Raw genomic sequence first — 15,665 nt, 5'->3', positions numbered from 1 at the left:
GGCCTGCTTTCTCCATTGATCTTCTATTTACCACTAAAGAGGTGGAAACATGCGGTTTGAACGAATCAATCCACTCACTGGCGAAGTAGCATCCTCGGCTGAGGCTATGCAGGCCGCTGACATTCCGAACTTAGGCAATAGGGCTGCCGAAGGTCAAAAGGTCTGGGCAGCGCTGGGTCCCAACACTCGTCGCATGGTTCTGCTGCGGGCGGCATCGGCCTTGGAGGCCCGCAAGGACCAGTTTGTTGCTTCGATGATGCAAGAGACTGGGTCCACACGTGGTTGGGCATTGTTCAATCTGGAACTTGCTGCCGGTATAGTCCGAGAAGCGGCAGCGCTGACTACTCAAATATGCGGTGAAGTAATTCCTTCGGACAAGCCCGGCTGTCTGGCCCTTGTGATGAAGGAACCTGTCGGGGTCGTGCTTGGGATAGCACCTTGGAACGCACCGATTATTCTCGGCGTTCGTGCTATCGCGGTGCCGCTTGCCTGTGGGAACTCGGTGATCCTCAAAGCTAGTGAATTATGTCCAAATACCCACGCGCTTATCGTCGAGGCCTTCGCTGACGCGGGGTTTCCCGAGTCGGTAGTAAATATCGTGACTAATGCGCCAGAAGATGCTGCAGAAGTAGTCGGCGCGCTGATCGACGCGCCAGAGATCAAGCGTATCAACTTTACTGGCAGCACCCATGTCGGTCGGATTATCGCTCGTCGGGCGGCGGAAAATCTTAAACCTTGCCTGCTCGAGCTTGGCGGTAAGGCGCCGCTCCTGATTCTGGAAGATGCCGATCTCGACGAAGCCGTCAAGGCGGCAGCTTTTGGTGCGTTTATGAACCAAGGCCAAATTTGCATGAGCACCGAGCGAATTATCGTGGTTGACGCAGTCGCAGAGGCTTTTGCGGAAAAGTTTGCATCAAAGACGGCGACCCTTGTCGCGAGCGACCCGCGTGAAGGGAAGGCGCCGCTGGGTTCGGTGGTCGACATGAGCACTGTGAACCGCGTCAACGAGTTGGTTGACGATGCGATCGAGAAAGGTGCCAAGATCTTGACGGGCGGAAAAGGGGACAATGTGGTGATGTCTGCCATCGTGCTTGATGGCGTAACTCCCGCAATGGATCTCTATCGCGACGAGAGCTTCGGCCCGGTCGTGGCCTTAATCCGTGCTCGCGATGCCGACCAAGCGGTGGAGATTGCCAATGACAGCCAATACGGGCTTTCTGCGGCTATCTTCACACGCGATATCGCAAAGGGGTTGATGCTCGCGAAGAGGATCAAATCAGGCATCTGTCATATCAATGGGCCCACGGTTCATGACGAGCCGCAGATGCCTTTCGGGGGTACCGGAGCGTCTGGCTATGGCCGGTTCGGAGGCAAACAGGGGATCGATAGTTTTACTGAAACTCGCTGGATTACAGTTGAAACCCTGCCAGGACAGTTTCCGATTTAAACCAAGTCTAATCAAACTTACCAGTTGGGAATTAAAACAATGGATTTCACCACATATATAGATGCATTCAATTCCGGGGATTACGTTAATCTCGTGGATCAATGGTTTACGGAGGATGTGGTCTGGGAGGATGGCGGTCAAACGGTGACGGGCCGCGATGAATGGTTGAATTTGTTCCATTTCGTTCGAAATGGTATCCGTGAGATATTTCGGCCTATCACAGGCTTTGATGGCCCGTCGGGTCATTTTCGTGAGATCGACATGGATTTTCATGCACTAAAGTCGCGGCCAGACTTTCCGTTTGGACCGTTGGCGCCAGGCGACATGATGACGGTGAAGTTCTTTATCATATATGAGTGTGAAGGTAATCGGATTCGTCGCCTGAAAGCAGCGACTTGGCCTGTCAACTATGGAACGAGTAAATTACCGCGCTTGGGCGCTCACGTTACTCAGCGAGCCGCGTTTCAGGCTTTCCAAGCAGCGCTGGCCCATGAGCATGGCGCAAATGCAAGGCAGTATCTTGCCGCTCAATTGCAAATGGGCAGCACCGGTGGGACGCGTTCCAGTTCGCATGAAGACGCGATTGGCTCGCTTAGAGAGGCTGGCGTGGCCACGGCGACGTTGAAGGACGCGAGGGACGATGAACTGTTGCTAGATGCAGGCGGGCGTCTGATGAGACTAGGCCTGCAAAACGGTCTAATATCTCAATTCGAACTGGTTTAATTCGGCGCCGACACGTCCGGCGTCCGGCATAGCGTGAGACATGCCCTCATGTTTGTAAATAAAATCTCCGTTGAGATAAGTTGGGGTGATTGCGATCCCGCCGGGATAGTTTATTATCCCCAGTATTTCCGAATGTTTGACAGCTGCACCGCCGCGATTTTTCGCATGGTGACCGGTATTGACAAGCGCGCTATGATTGAGAGGTACGGGATTGTTGGTTTTCCGATGGTGGATACCGGAGCCCGTTTTTATATTCCCAGTCGGTTTGGTGAAGAAATTCAGGTGCATACCTCCGTTCCCAAGATTGGCCGTAGTAGTTTTGAGGTGTCACATCGCGTCTTCAGAGGTGAGGATCTGGCGATCGAGGCATTCGAAAAGCGCGTTTGGTCTGCCATCGACCAGGAGAGCGGAAGATTGCGAGGCATTCCATTGCCCCCTGAAATCGTGTCCGCGCTTTCCACTCCCTCCATCCATGAAGGTGTTTCGTCGTGAGCAAGCTGATTATCACCGTTGCTCCTACGGGCGGCATGGCATCCAAGAAGCAGAGTTCGCTTCTTCCCACGCAACCCGATGAAATTGCAGCTTCCGTATACGCATCTTACAAGGAAGGGGCAGCAGTTGCTGCGCTTCACGCTCGTAGGCCGGATGATGGCGCAACTTGTAACGCGGATATTTACCGTGATATTAACGGACGTATTCGCGATTGCTGCGACATCATTATAAACAATTCCACCGGGGGCGGATCAAGCGGTGACATGCTTGTCGAGAGGCCGGACGGATTGTTCGAATCAAGCTTCGAGGAACGACTAAAGGGCTGCGAAGCCGGTGCGGAGATGGCGACCTTCGATGGCATGACCTTCGTCGACGTCCATGGCGGACGGGAAATATGCGTAATCACGCCGCCCAGCCGCTGCGAAACGCTGGTGCAGCGTATGACGGACAGGGGCATCAAGCCTGAATGGGAGGTATTTTCACCAACCCATATATTGCAGGATGTAACACGACTCATTCAGAAAGGCTATGACAAGCCTCCCTACTACATCAATATGGTCCTGGGCGCAGACAAGGGCTTTCAAGGCGCCATGCCCTATAGTCACGATATCCTAGCGGCAATGATCGCGGCTTTGCCGCCGCAGTCGATTTTCTGTGTGTCGGCGATTGGGGCGGCGCAGCTGCCCGCGACCACACAGGCTATGCTGTTGGGCGGACACGTGCGCGTCGGCCTAGAGGACAATCTTTACTATAGCCGCGGGCAGTTAGCGACCAATGAACAGCTCGTGGCTCGAACCCGCCGCATCGCGACGGAACTGGGGATTGACATCGCATCTTCCGCAGAGGCGCGTGAGATCCTCGGCCTGAGTACCCCGAATTCTTGAATGATGGAGCCGGTCTATCAGCGTGCGCAAATCAGCGGGCTATAATGGAGAAGAGGATGGTTGGAAAGAAGCCACTTGTTCTGATGATCGTCACCCACGACACGAAAGAATTCGAGGGACGTTTTCTCAGAACCTGCCTTGAAGAAGCTGGATGCGAAATAGTCCATCTCGATCCAAGCGTGCGGCGTACGGTCGGAAGCCCCGAGATTCCACCCGAAGAGGTTGCTGAAGCGGCGGGGTGGAGCATTGAGAGAGTGCGTGCGCTTGGTCATGAGGGCAAATGCCAGGCTGTGATGATCGAGGGTGCTATCCGAGTTGCCCTTCATCATCATGAGGCGCAACCCTTCTCCGGCATTATCTCTATCGGCGGGTCGATGGGAACAACGCTTGGCACAGCGGTCATGAAGGCCTTTCCCTATGGTCTTCCCAAGTTGATGGTCTCCACCATGGCGTCGGGGTTCACTGCACCATTCGTAGGGGCGAAGGACATCATAATGTCCAATGCCGTCACGGATGTCTCAGGCATCAATTCGATCAGCCGCGATGTCTATCGCAACGCCGCGCTCGCTATTGCTGGCATGGCGAAGGGTTATGACCCTGCCGCACAGAGGGAAGATCGACCTCTCGTTCTTATGACCACATTGGGTACTACCGAAGCATCAGTTCGACGTGTAAGGGAAGCGCTTCAGGACGACGGCAACGAAGTCATGGTGTTCCATTGTGCTGGCGGCGGCGGCGGAACCCTCGATGCGATCGTTGAAGGACGTGATGTCGCTCTAGTGCTCGATTTGTCGGCAACAGAAATCGTCGACCATCTTCACGGCGGCCTTACAGATGGTGGTCCTGAGCGTGCGATGGCGGCGCTGCGAAAGGGCATTCCGACGATCTTGGCTCCCGGCAATGCCGATTTCATCATCGGCGGGCCGTTAGCGGAGGCTAAGAAGCGGTTCCCAGGCACGCGCTATCACATGCATAATGCTGCGCTGACTGCTGTTCGCACACAGATGCAGGAGCTACGAAATCTGGCCGATCACTATGCCAAAATGGTCATTGAAGCGAAAGGACCTGTACGCTTTTTCGTACCGTTGGGCGGCTTTTCCAGCCATGACAGCCCGGAAGGGCATCTCCACGATATCAATGTGCCCGGCCCCTTCGCCGAATATCTTCGCAAAGTCATTCCCAGCGCTATTCCGGTCGAAGCGGTGGATGCTCACTTTAATGATGAAGTGTTTGCTGACCGCATCATTCTCGCGGCCCGCGATTATCTCAAGATCGGAGTGCATGCGTGAAAGGTGATCTGCCTCTAAGTCCTGAGGATGTGAACGAAATCGTCACAATCCTGAAAGGCAGTCAATATGATCGGTTGGACATCCGAACCGATCGCTATCGGCTTCGCGTCAGCAGGGCCGATGCAGGAGAAGGTCAAGGGGAAGGCTGGAGCCAGGCGTGGTCGCTCGAAGACGAAGCGTCGCCTGCCGGGGCGACTGCCCAGTCGGGTCAGGAAGAAATCCCGGTTCCCGAAGGCATGCATGCCATTCGCGCACCTTTGCCTGGCGTCTTTTACCGCTCCCCAGCTCCTGGAACTGCATACTTCGTTGAGGTCGGCAGCAGCGTCGAGGCAGAATCCAATGTCGGTATCATCGAGACCATGAAGCTCTTCAATCCCGTCCCCGCAGCTTGTGCAGGCGAGATCGCGGAAATCTTAGTCGAGAATGGCGCGATGGTAGATGCCGGCGCCATTTTGATGCTCGTCAAATGATCAGGCGTCTCCTCATTGCCAATCGCGGCGAAATCGCTTTTAGAGTTATTCGCACAGCAAAGCGTCTGGGCATCGAGACTGTCCTTGGGGCGTCCGAAGCGGATCTGAATAGCGCGGCCGCATGGCTGGCGGATCATATCGTAAAGGTCGGTCCGGCTCCCTCGGCGCAAAGCTATCTCGACGTTGCCAAGGTGATCGCCGCGACCAAACTAAGTGGGGCGGATGCGCTGCACCCCGGCTATGGCTTTCTCTCCGAAAATGTGGGCCTTGCCCGTGCTTGCGCGGAAGCGGGGATCGCTTTCGTCGGCCCTTCCTCATCCAGCCTCGAGGCAATGGGTGACAAGCTGATGGCGCGTAAGGTCGGCATCGAAGCGGGCCTCCCGGTGGTCCCGGGCGGTGAGGCAGGCGATAAGGAGGAAGCGCGAAGGCGCGCGCAGGAAACGGGCTATCCGCTATTGCTCAAAGCTGTGTCCGGGGGCGGCGGTAAGGGAATGAAAAGAGTCGATAATGAATCGCAGCTAGATGGTCAGATCGATCTTGCCATGGCTGAAGCGCAGGCTTCCTTCGGGGATCCACGCATCTACGTCGAGCGCTTTATCACGAGCGGCCGGCATATCGAAGTGCAGGTGCTTGGCGATGGTGTGAATGCGATTCATCTGGGCACGCGCGACTGTTCGATACAGCGCCGCTTCCAGAAGCTGGTCGAGGAAGCTCCAGCAGCCCTTCTTCCCGATGACAAGCGCACGGCTATCGAGCAGGCGGCGGTCGATTTGGCCAAGTTTCTGGCATATCGAGGAGCAGGTACGGTCGAATTTCTGGTAGATGCCGTTACTTTCGATTTTTATTTCCTAGAGATGAATGCGCGTATCCAGGTAGAGCATCCCGTAACGGAAGCGATCACCGGCGTCGATCTGATTGAGCAACAGCTGTTAGTAGCAGCCGGTAGCAAATTGGCGCTGACACAGGAGATGATACGGCCTCGCGGTCATGCCATTGAGGTGCGCATCAACGCCGAAAACTGGCGCGAAGATTTCCAGCCCTCGCCCGGGCGCGCCGCATCGGCCAAGTGGCCGGCGGGCGAAGGCATACGCGTCGATACCCATATATTCAATGGCGGCCTCGTCCCGCCCTTTTACGACTCCCTCGCCGGGAAGCTCATTGTCCATGGCAACGACCGAGCCGAGGCTATTGAGCGCCTGACTGCTGCCTTATCGGTATTCGAGCTAGAAGGCATGGATTCAACAGCTGGGCTTCACGCCATTATCGCGGCTGATCCGCGATTCCGTGCCGGCGACGTCGACACCCGCTTCTTCGGAAATTTGAACAATGGCTGAAATAAATCTCGTCGACGTTTCGGTGCGCGATGGCAACCAGTCGCTGTGGGGCGCGACAGGCCTCGATACAGCAAAGATCCTCCAGGTCGCCGGCCAGATGGATCGCGTAGGCTTTAGAGCAATCGATTTCACATCATCGACCCACATGGCCGTAGCAGTGCGTTATTTCCGTAACAATCCCTGGGAGCGTATCAGGCGTGTCCGGGCTGCCATGCCCAACACACCGCTTCAATTTATCACCACCGGCCTACGATTCATTGCTTGGCAGCAGGCTGGTCCCGAATTTATGCGAATCGTCTATCGCCGGCTCCAACATAATGGCATCGGCCGCTTCATTGTTCTTGATCCCATGCATGACATAGATGCGGTTCTTGAAGCAGCTCAGCTCATCAAAGAAGAGGGTGATGCGCAAGTTATGGCGGCGCTGACATTCACCCTCTCTGCCGTGCACGATGATGCATTCTATGCAGATTTCGCAGCGAAACTCGCCAGATCGCCCCATATCGACCTGTTCTACATCAAAGATCCGGGCGGCCTGCTATCTCCAGATCGCGTGAAGACACTCGCACCGGCGATCAAGGCGGTGATCGGCGGGAAATCGCTGGAAGTCCACCCGCACTGCACGATCGGTTATGGTCCACTTACCGCTTTGGCGGCCGCCGATTGCGGAGCTGTCGATGGCATTCATGTCGGTATCGGCCCCCTCGGGGATGGCAGTTCGTTGCCCGAGGCCGGTAGGCTTGTCGCGAATTTGCGGGAAGCAGGCCATAGTGTGCCGATCGATGACAGGGCTCTAGCAAACGTTACCGATTATTGGTGGCGTCTGGCTAAGGCGGAAGGCCTCCAACCGGGCACGCCTCAAGCCTTCGATGCCAGTTTTCTGCGTCACCAGATCGCGGGAGGGGTGATGACCACCACTCGTCGACAACTGAGTGAACTGAAGCTCGAGCACCTTTTTGGCGCGGTAGTCGAAGAGACGGAGCGTGTTCGTGCTGAACTTGGATATCCTATCATGGTAACGCCCTTTCCCCAGATGGTGATGACGCAGGCGACAACAAATATCGTCAGCGGCCAGCGGTACGTTCAGGTATCGGATCAGATTTTGCGCTATGCAATGGGCAAGCTTGGGCGTCCGACGAGCCCAATCGATCCGGTGATCCTGGATGTCATCATGGATCGACCGCGGGCAAAGGAGATAGCTGGTGAACCGGATTTCCCTGACTATTCGGATCTCCGTCGCAAGTTTGGCGCGCATCTGGACGATGAGGAATTTCTGTTGCGCGCCGTGATGCCGGCGGATCAGGTCGACGCAATGCTTGCGATGGGACCCAGCCGCGCAACCTATACTCCGGAGGCTGCGCCGTTGATGAAATTGCTACGAGAACTTATTGCTAACCCGACCCTGAAAGATGTCGTAATCGACAGAAAAGGTTTACGATTGGCACTTCATTCTGGCGCTTCCGCGGGCAAAATGTAATGGTCAGTGAATCGCTTGACGGCTTGGCTGCCCGGCTTGCTGGTGCATCGGGTTTCATTTTCGACATGGACGGCACGCTTGTACTTGGCGACAGCGCCAGTTCTGGATATCGCCCGCTTCCGGGCGCAGAAGTGCTGCTGGAAGAACTTACAGCGCGCGGCATGCCCTTTAGGATTTTCACCAATGGGTCTGCCATAGCCCCGGCTCAATATGCGTATAACCTGCGCGTTGCCGGGTTGAAGGTGCCTGACAGTGCTGTGATGACGCCGACGACGGCCGCTGCATATTGGTTTTCTGAACGGGGGATCCGCAAAGTCAGGGCGCTGGGGCGTAGCGAATCATTCGTGCCGCTGCGTGCCGCTGGTATCGAAGTCGTCGAAAATGCCGCTCCTTCTTGCGCGGTTGAGGCTGTCTATGTCGCCTATCACCGCGCATTCACGTTCGACGATCTGGAGGCGGTGCTCGCGGACCTCGAAGACGGCGCGCAGCTCACAACGGCGTCCAATGTTCCCTTTTTCGCTTCGGAGGGCGGGCGCAAGATCGGAACTAGCTTCGCGATTAATGCGGCCATCACCGCGATGACGGGGATCGAGCCTGTCATACTCGGCAAGCCATCGCTCGCAGCACTGCATTGCGCCCGATCTTTGATGGGTCTGCCGACTGATGCGACGCATAAATTGATCGTCGTGGGTGACGACCCAGGGCTAGAAATGAGAATGGCGCGGGCCGCGTCCGCCGCGAGCATTGGTGTGACGACTGGTCTCTCAGATGCAACCGACTTTGGCGCACATGCCGATGAGCAGGCAGATTTCGTCGTCAGATCGCTCGACGAATTGTGCGTGCGGTTAGGCGAAAGAATTGACGCAGTATGAGGCTTTCGGAAGCTGCGCAATCAGGACTAGAGTAATCCTACGTTGACGGTGCTTCGCTGCGCTTCTTGGTGTGCACAATCACAATGAGACGACATTGATGATGATGGTTCCGCAAATCGGGCCGGGTTAGCAGCGAAAGATTGGGAAGGTTACGCTGGTGCGCGCTGGCGACTTTGCCCCATTGGCATCAATCCCGGGCCGCTCGGCAACCGTTTGGATCGCATAGTCCAGATCGGTCGTGGTCGGCTTGCGGAAGCTTTCATGCGACTTCTCGTGCTAGGTTCATAAATTGGCAGTGCCCGGCTAGCCGCAGGGCGTTCATCCAGAACTCTCGCCGTTGGCCGGTGGCGGCCAGGGCATGGCCGCGATCTTCTGCAATTCGGCCCCTGTGCATTATGCGGACACAGATTCACGGTAGCGGTTTGATGAGCAGCGGCATGAGGCCATTGGCGTCGAGATCGAGGTGATCGGACCAGACATAATCGCCGGTGAGATTGATGCGATCCCAACCCAATGGTGAGAGCCGAGACAGCATAGCCGGATCGATCTGGCTTCCGCGGCGGCGCATTTCTTCGACGGCGTGCCCAAGATAGCGACAGTTGAACAGGATGATCGCTGCGGTGACGAGGTTGAGGGCAGCCGCGCGGGTTTGCTGGTTCTCCAAGCCACGGTCGCGAAAGCGACCGAGCCGATGGAAGGCGACCGCTCGCGCCAGGCTGTTGCGCGCCTCGCCCTTGTTCAACTCGGCGGTGACCGTGCGGCGTAGCGCCGGATCGTCGAACCAGCGCAACGTGAACAGCGTGCGCTCGATCCGTCCTACCTCGCGGAGCGCCGCGGCGAGGCTGTTCTGCTGGCGGTAGGCGGATAGCTTTTTGAGGATCAGCGAGGGCGTAACGGTGCGATCACGCATCGCGCCGATGACGCGTTCGATATCCGGCCAGTGGCTGACGATCAGATCCCGGTTGAGCCTGTGACCGAACAGTGGCGCAAGCCTGCCATAGCGCTTCGAAGGTTCGAATGCGTAGAGGCGCCGGTCGGACAGGCGAGGAATGCGCGGCTCGAAATCGAGCCCGAGGAGATGCATCGTTGCGAACACGATGTCGGAAACGCCGCCTCCATCGACGTGCAGCGCGGTCAGATCGGCGTTGCTGTCATGGCCGAGGAGCCCATCGAGCGCATGGATGGCTTCTCCTGCCGTGCCGGCGATCACCGTCTGGTGCAGCGGCGCGTAGCGGTCGGTGATGGTGGTGTAGATCTTGACCACTGGGTCGCGACCATAATGGGCGTTGACCGCTCCGCCGGCTTCGCCCGGCCCGCCCAGGTAGAAGGCCCAGTCGGCCCGAAGCTGCGATTTTGGCCATGTTGAAGAACAAAGATTGAACATGGCGATCTACCAGGCTCGCTCTTGTCCTCCAATCTCGTAAACATCGGTCTCGATCGAGCACCTGTAGCTCTCTGCGATGTTGAACATCTCTGTCTGGAGAGATGCGATCTCATCATCGAGGCTGACGCCATCGGCACCCTGATCATAGGCGACGGTCAGCGTGTAATCGCAGTTCCCGGTCTTTTGCATCTGGTAATCCCGCTCCAGCATCGCCTCAATGCGCTCGCGAGCGGGCTTTCTGCCACGACCATGCTTGTTGAAGTTCTCGATGGTCAGATGCAGGGCGATGGTGACAGAAGGCGGCTTTTCCGGCAGCCCGATCCTTGAAGGAATGACGTCAAGCGCCCGATAGACGGTCATTCTTGAGATCTTGAGGTCGCGCGCGACGCTGGCCTTGCTCGCGCCGGCGGTGATCCGGCGTCGGATTTCATCGTCATCGATGTTTTTCTTCCGGCCTTTGTAGACGCCTTCGGCGCGCGCCGCCTCGATCCCGGCGCGCTGCCGGTCCTTGATGAACGTCAGTTCCATGTCCGCGACCATGCCCAGAATGGTGATCACCATCCGCCCCATGCTTCCGGCCGTCGTCACCTCCGGCTCAAGCACCCGCAATGAGGCTCCCTTCTGGTCGAGTTCATGAACCAGATTGAGAACATCGCGTGTGGAGCGACCGAGCCGATCGAGACGCAGGACGACGAGTTCGTCATCGGCGCGCAGGAACTGCATGATCGTCTCAAGCTCCGTGCGTCCAGTGCGCGATGCGCCCGAGCCTGTTTCGGAGCGGAGGATTTCACAGCCCGCTGCCTTCAACCGGGCAACCTGGATGTCGAGATCCTGGTCGATGGTGCTGACGCGGGCGTAGCCGACGCGGGTCATGGGCAAATCCGTCACATTAGGGTGGCTTTGCCCTCGTACAGTAACATTGGTGACGGAACCACCCTTTTGTGACATGTCGTATATGTCACTTCCGATCGTCACGTTCGGGTGCACCCAAATGGTGCGAGCGGAAAGGCCCCGGTCAGGCAGCAAGCCGCCCAAAATCGATCCGGCTATTCAGATCGAGGTCGAAGCGGCCATAAGGATTGACGTGGCTGTAAATCAGCGGTGTGAGGCCGCGATAATCATCCGGCGTCATCCGGCCCGTCCATTTCGGTTCCACCAGCACGCTCTGAAGCATTCGGGTGTTCACATAGACAAGCGACGCTTGCAGCAAATGTAGCGCCAGGACCGAGAGCTGCTGCTCATCGATGCGGTTAGTGGCGATCTCGCCGCCCTTGCCGAAGAAAACGAACCCATTGGCACTGTTCCAGTTTTCAACGACATTCAGGCCTTCATGAATTTCGCGGCGGAAGGACTCCTCGCGCAGATACCGGCACAGGAAGATCGTCTTGACCGCGCGGCCCAGCTCACTCAACGCCTTGTAGGTCGGGTGCATCACCTCGGAGCGGCTAAACCGGCGCAGGATCGCCTCCGGGTCGGCGGTTTTTGTCTGCATCGCGGCTGCATATTTGACCATCTCGTCATATTGCTGCTCGATCTCATCCCAGTTGATCGGACTGGAGAGGATCGGCTGCAAGTGGGGAAGCCGCGTTCGCATGCCGACATCGGGAAGAGCCAGCTTCTGGCGAGCGATCGCTTTCAGGCGGGGTGCAAGCTCAAATCCGAGAAGCCGGCAAAATGCAAAGCCAACCGCGCTTTGGCCATGACTATCAACATATTGTCGCTGGATTTCCATGTCGGTGCAATGGCGCAGCACGCCCTCGATCATGGAGGCGACCTCGGAGGAAGAGCAGCGCTTGAGCTGGGAATAGACGCATGTCGCGCGTCGTTCGACATGCCAGTAGATCATGACGCCCCGTCCACCATAACGCGCATGCCATTCCGTCATCAGGTTGCGATCCCAGGCTCCGAACTTTGTGGAATCTGACGCACAGGCCGTGCCGGCGTCCCCCCAGACTGCAGCATTGCGGATTGCCAGGGTCGCATTCGCAACCCTGGCACACGCCTCCTTGAGCGCCGCGGCATGAACGAAGCGGCGATGGACATGCAGCAGCTCTTCATAGCTGACATCGGGGGTGGCGCCGGCGATCCGCTTGAGCCCGGCATTCGTTCCCAGGCCGTAGAGGCATAGCAGGAGACGTTGATCCAGCGCGGTTTTCGGCAGTGCAACACGCGAGGCCGATGTTTCGAACGCTTCGAGAAGTCCCGTATCAAGGGCAGCCTCCTTCAGTACGTCGAGCAGCCCGGTCATCGGCCAGCGTTGGCCGATCTCGGTCTTGATCGAGGCGAGACCCCTGGGTTCGGGCAAGGGTTTGAACGGGGTGAGAGATATACGGTTCTCGCCGCGCCACAGCAGCCGAACCTTGTCGTTCCGGGGAATATTGGCATTGAGGAGCAACAGTTCCTGAGCAAGCTCTTCCCGGATGGCGCTTGAAAATGCACGCGCATCCGCCGTCAGGTTCAATCCTGTGTAATATGCTTCTCGCCGCGCATCGAAGTCCTTGGGAAGATCGTCATCGGGATTGCGGTATCGGTCCGCCCCGACAACCCAGATTTCCTTAGAACGGATGCGATCGCGCAGTTGCGCGAGGACACAAAGCTCATAACTGATCCGGTTTACGCGCCCCTCTTCATCAATGACGGAACTGCGCCATCTCGCCGGAATGACCTCGTCGACCGGCACTGCGTGCGGCGGCACGTAGCGGCATCCATCATCCACTTTGCTTCTGATCCAGTCCAGGGCCGCCAGCACCGGACGCCACACGGCGTTGTTCGACCGGAACTCCAGTGCCGAAAGCAGGCTTGGCAGCATACGGCGATAATGATTGGCCCATGACCTCCGCATCACCTTGTAGATCCGCCGATCCAAGGCGCCCTTTGCCTGGCTTTCCTTGATGATCGCCGCCAGTTTGTCCTTGCCGGCGATTGGGAAAATGACATCGCAGATGCGCCCGGATGGATCGTCGATCGAAGCGCTGGCAATCTCGACCAGGAGTCGCTCCTTGCCATAGACCCGCTCGATGTCTTTCGCGATATCGCCCACCACCTTGCGTTTCGAGCGCGATCCGATCTTATGGACCGTCTCGATCAGCAGGTCGACCATCGCATCCGTAAGCTGAGCTTCCCGCGCCATCAGATAAACGGCATAGAGCCCGAGCTGGCGCGCCGGTACATGCCGGCGCATCTCCGAGGCTTTCTCGCCGGCAACCCGGCGAACGATCTGATCGACCCATGCCTTGCCCGTGACCGATAGGAAATCTCGGGGAAGAGCAAGCCGTTGGATAAAGGCGAGTTTGGCGGTCACGCCAAGAATGTTTTCGAGCGTCGCCTGACCTGCATCCCCCTTCATCGTGTTGAAGCCGGTCGGGCCATCGGGATCGGCGAGCGAGGCTTCCAGCAAGGCGACCGCATCCGGCGCAAGCCGATCGCGGACTCGGGCCAACAGGGCCTCCAGATAGAGGTGTCGTTGCGAACGGACGAGGCGTTCCAGCTCCTTGCGCGACGGCCCATAGATACGGCGGTCGCGGCACCACAGGAAAACATGCTCGAGCATGGCATTGATCGGCTGCCCGCCCGCACAAAGATCGTCGGAAATCCACCTCGACAACGCCCTGCGATCCGTCTGCGTCATACGGCGGAACCCGAGATGCCGCAAAATCTCCGCGCAATGCCGGCGGGCGGTGCGCCCGGAAAAATCATAGTGGTTCACGGATTTGGCATCGAGACCAAGTTGCTCCGCCAGATACAAGACACCGTCGGAGGGTATCGACGCATGATCCGGCACAAAGAAGCCATGCCCGGCGAAAAATCTAAGCTGAACCGCCAATCCCAGTCGTGCCGTCTCCGCTTTGCCGGTCACGAACGCGATGTCCGAAAAACTCAGGCTCCAGGAGCCGATCAGATCCCCACTCGAAACGCCAAGGCTCATAACGCCGCTCCCTTATCGGAGCGGAACGTCGTTCCTCGCATGGGCGATCGTCAACAACAACCAGCCCGTTCCCGACGTGTTCTCCAAGATGACCAAAATCGCAGCTTCGGGCCGACTGGGCCTAGGTGGTCCGCCAGTAGCTAACGAGTTCACGAAGATAATCGACATCCGTGCCGTAAGACCATCCAGACCCTGATATTGACGAGGGAAACCGTGTTGCGGCGAGACGTTTGTCGAGATCTACTAGGACTTCATCCGGGATGTCGATGACAAACGGCTTGGGCTCCACTACCATAGCGGGTTAGCTCCTTTACCTATAAAAGTTCCCAACGTACCCACGAACCACGGCTATCCGGCTTGCGCCCTAATTCACTACCCACAGTGCAGAATTCTTGGATTCGCTGATCCATCAACACCGCTGCAGAGACTTCGGATGGTAACCGGATAGACACGGCCCTATTTCACTTGTTGTGGTTTCAGCTCGGATCGACCGCAAAACGTCTGTCCCGCGGCAATCCAAAACTGCAAGCAGTCTTGAAGAGAGTTCTCACTCCGGTCCTACTCGGGCATACCAGGAAAACGCTCGATCATTGGGAATCCGCCGGCCAACCAGAACACCTGGCCGGTCAGATAGTCACAACTACCAGACGCGAGAAACGCGACGAGTTCTCCCAATTCTTTCTGTGTACCTAACCGCTGGAGCGCAGTGACTTTTTTGACATGGGCAACGTGTTCTGGATTCGTTTTCCACGGTTCTGTGGGGTAGAAGTAGGGACTATCTTCACTGTGAAGATAATTGGGTCCTATTGCGAACACCGGAATGTTGTATTCACCGAGTTCCTTCGAAAGGGCATTTGCCAAGGTGCATGCACCTGCTCGGGCTGACGTGTAGGTAGAAAGTTCCTTCCAAGGCCCGAAGGGCGTTGCAGAGGTAATAAAGATAATATGTCCGCTTTTGCGCTTCTTCATTTGACTTGCAACGGCGTTGACCAGTGCAAATGGTCTAATTTGTAGCGCCTCGACCGCACCGCGATAGTCCTCTACAGCGTATTTATCTATGGGTTGGAACTCTGGTGCGAATATGTCGTTGCTCACAAGTACATCAACTTGACCATAAGCGGAGGTAACTGCCTCGATGAGTTCCGCTGGTTCTTGTTCCGACATTGGTTTGAGTTGTGGATAGGTTTCGGCAAAGGCTTCAAGTTCGTCCTTTTGTTTGAAGCTTTCATCGTGGCAAGCCACTGTATGTCCTGCTTCCGAGAGACGAAGTGCAGACCCCATTCCCCCAAAATGCTTAACGTTTGTTACAATTGCGGTTGACATACTCAGATCCTTTATGTCCGTCGTCAGAACATTTGGCACAACTCG

General features: G+C 57.0%; 13 protein-coding genes and 1 pseudogene. 9 read left to right on the top strand and 5 right to left on the bottom strand.

From position 1 onward, the window contains the following. Window positions 1-49: 49 nt before the first annotated feature. From A7A77_RS14875 to A7A77_RS14835, 9 genes are read left to right on the top strand one after another with little or no spacing between them, the layout of a single operon-like run. The gene (locus A7A77_RS14875; protein ID WP_022684420.1) at window positions 50-1,447 is read left to right on the top strand and encodes an aldehyde dehydrogenase; all 1,398 of its coding nucleotides are present in this window, start codon (window positions 50-52) and stop codon (window positions 1,445-1,447) included. A 39-nt stretch (window positions 1,448-1,486) separates the two neighbouring features. Continuing rightward, on the top strand, window positions 1,487-2,170 hold the full coding sequence (locus A7A77_RS14870) for a nuclear transport factor 2 family protein (protein WP_022684419.1): 684 nt from the start codon (window positions 1,487-1,489) through the stop codon (window positions 2,168-2,170). A gap of 48 nt (window positions 2,171-2,218) precedes the next feature. Beyond that, on the top strand, window positions 2,219-2,662 hold the full coding sequence (locus tag A7A77_RS14865; RefSeq protein ID WP_022684418.1) for an acyl-CoA thioesterase: 444 nt from the start codon (window positions 2,219-2,221) through the stop codon (window positions 2,660-2,662). Next, a complete protein-coding gene (locus A7A77_RS14860) occupies window positions 2,659-3,546 on the top strand; it encodes a beta-keto acid cleavage family enzyme (RefSeq protein WP_022684417.1) in 888 nt (295 codons plus the stop codon). Before A7A77_RS14865 ends, A7A77_RS14860 begins: the two co-directional genes overlap by 4 nt. A 56-nt stretch (window positions 3,547-3,602) precedes the next feature. Then, window positions 3,603-4,835 (top strand): Tm-1-like ATP-binding domain-containing protein, encoded by a 1,233-nt coding sequence (locus A7A77_RS14855; RefSeq protein ID WP_022684416.1) that lies wholly within the window; start codon window positions 3,603-3,605, stop codon window positions 4,833-4,835. Continuing rightward, window positions 4,832-5,305 (top strand): acetyl-CoA carboxylase, encoded by a 474-nt coding sequence (locus tag A7A77_RS14850; protein WP_006961057.1) that lies wholly within the window; start codon window positions 4,832-4,834, stop codon window positions 5,303-5,305. Before A7A77_RS14855 ends, A7A77_RS14850 begins: the two co-directional genes overlap by 4 nt. Continuing rightward, window positions 5,302-6,639 (top strand): acetyl-CoA carboxylase biotin carboxylase subunit, encoded by a 1,338-nt coding sequence (locus A7A77_RS14845; protein WP_006961056.1) that lies wholly within the window; start codon window positions 5,302-5,304, stop codon window positions 6,637-6,639. Before A7A77_RS14850 ends, A7A77_RS14845 begins: the two co-directional genes overlap by 4 nt. Then, window positions 6,632-8,116 (top strand): biotin carboxyl carrier protein, encoded by a 1,485-nt coding sequence (locus A7A77_RS14840; RefSeq protein ID WP_006961055.1) that lies wholly within the window; start codon window positions 6,632-6,634, stop codon window positions 8,114-8,116. The genes A7A77_RS14845 and A7A77_RS14840 overlap by 8 nt, the downstream gene beginning before the upstream one ends. Then, window positions 8,116-8,988: an HAD-IIA family hydrolase gene (locus A7A77_RS14835; protein WP_006961053.1), complete on the top strand. Its 873-nt coding sequence runs from the start codon at window positions 8,116-8,118 to the stop codon at window positions 8,986-8,988. The genes A7A77_RS14840 and A7A77_RS14835 overlap by 1 nt, the downstream gene beginning before the upstream one ends. A 409-nt stretch (window positions 8,989-9,397) precedes the next feature. Here the strand turns inward: A7A77_RS14835 and A7A77_RS14830 are convergent. The 5 genes and pseudogenes from A7A77_RS14830 to A7A77_RS14815 all read right to left on the bottom strand — a co-directional run. After that, window positions 9,398-10,318 (bottom strand): annotated as a pseudogene (locus A7A77_RS14830) (Tn3 family transposase); the annotation flags it as partial. A gap of 60 nt (window positions 10,319-10,378) precedes the next feature. Next, window positions 10,379-11,245: a recombinase family protein gene (locus A7A77_RS14825; protein ID WP_006961816.1), complete on the bottom strand. Its 867-nt coding sequence runs from the start codon at window positions 11,243-11,245 to the stop codon at window positions 10,379-10,381. Window positions 11,246-11,387: 142 nt separating this feature from the next. Continuing rightward, entirely contained in the window at window positions 11,388-14,297 is a 2,910-nt protein-coding gene (locus A7A77_RS14820; protein ID WP_006961814.1) for a Tn3 family transposase, read from the bottom strand. Between the two features lie 121 nt (window positions 14,298-14,418). Then, the gene (locus A7A77_RS18595; RefSeq protein ID WP_082836174.1) at window positions 14,419-14,592 is read right to left on the bottom strand and encodes an epoxide hydrolase N-terminal domain-containing protein; all 174 of its coding nucleotides are present in this window, start codon (window positions 14,590-14,592) and stop codon (window positions 14,419-14,421) included. Between the two features lie 263 nt (window positions 14,593-14,855). Further along, window positions 14,856-15,665, bottom strand: an 810-nt coding sequence (locus tag A7A77_RS14815; RefSeq protein ID WP_082836173.1) for a haloalcohol dehalogenase, incomplete at its 5' end; no start/stop codon positions are given.

It is taken from the genome of Croceicoccus bisphenolivorans (assembly GCF_001634625.1).
In the GTDB taxonomy this organism is placed as follows: domain Bacteria; phylum Pseudomonadota; class Alphaproteobacteria; order Sphingomonadales; family Sphingomonadaceae; genus Croceicoccus; species Croceicoccus bisphenolivorans.
Note: the sequence above shows the minus strand (reverse complement) of the source record. Positions and strands in the feature narration are given on the sequence as shown.

Bases quoted from the DNA above. Each gene is read 5' to 3' on its own strand.
- A7A77_RS14855 (WP_022684416.1), top strand. From the start codon at position 3,603: ATGGTTGGAAAGAAGCCACTTGTTCTGATGATCGTCACCCACGACACG.
- A7A77_RS14840 (WP_006961055.1), top strand. From the start codon at position 6,632: ATGGCTGAAATAAATCTCGTCGACGTTTCGGTGCGCGATGGCAACCAG.
- A7A77_RS14825 (WP_006961816.1), bottom strand. From the start codon at position 11,245: ATGACCCGCGTCGGCTACGCCCGCGTCAGCACCATCGACCAGGATCTC.
- A7A77_RS18595 (WP_082836174.1), bottom strand. From the start codon at position 14,592: ATGGTAGTGGAGCCCAAGCCGTTTGTCATCGACATCCCGGATGAAGTC.
- A7A77_RS14820 (WP_006961814.1), bottom strand. From the start codon at position 14,297: ATGAGCCTTGGCGTTTCGAGTGGGGATCTGATCGGCTCCTGGAGCCTG.
- A7A77_RS14875 (WP_022684420.1), top strand. From the start codon at position 50: ATGCGGTTTGAACGAATCAATCCACTCACTGGCGAAGTAGCATCCTCG.
- A7A77_RS14865 (WP_022684418.1), top strand. From the start codon at position 2,219: ATGTTTGTAAATAAAATCTCCGTTGAGATAAGTTGGGGTGATTGCGAT.
- A7A77_RS14845 (WP_006961056.1), top strand. From the start codon at position 5,302: ATGATCAGGCGTCTCCTCATTGCCAATCGCGGCGAAATCGCTTTTAGA.
- A7A77_RS14835 (WP_006961053.1), top strand. From the start codon at position 8,116: ATGGTCAGTGAATCGCTTGACGGCTTGGCTGCCCGGCTTGCTGGTGCA.
- A7A77_RS14870 (WP_022684419.1), top strand. From the start codon at position 1,487: ATGGATTTCACCACATATATAGATGCATTCAATTCCGGGGATTACGTT.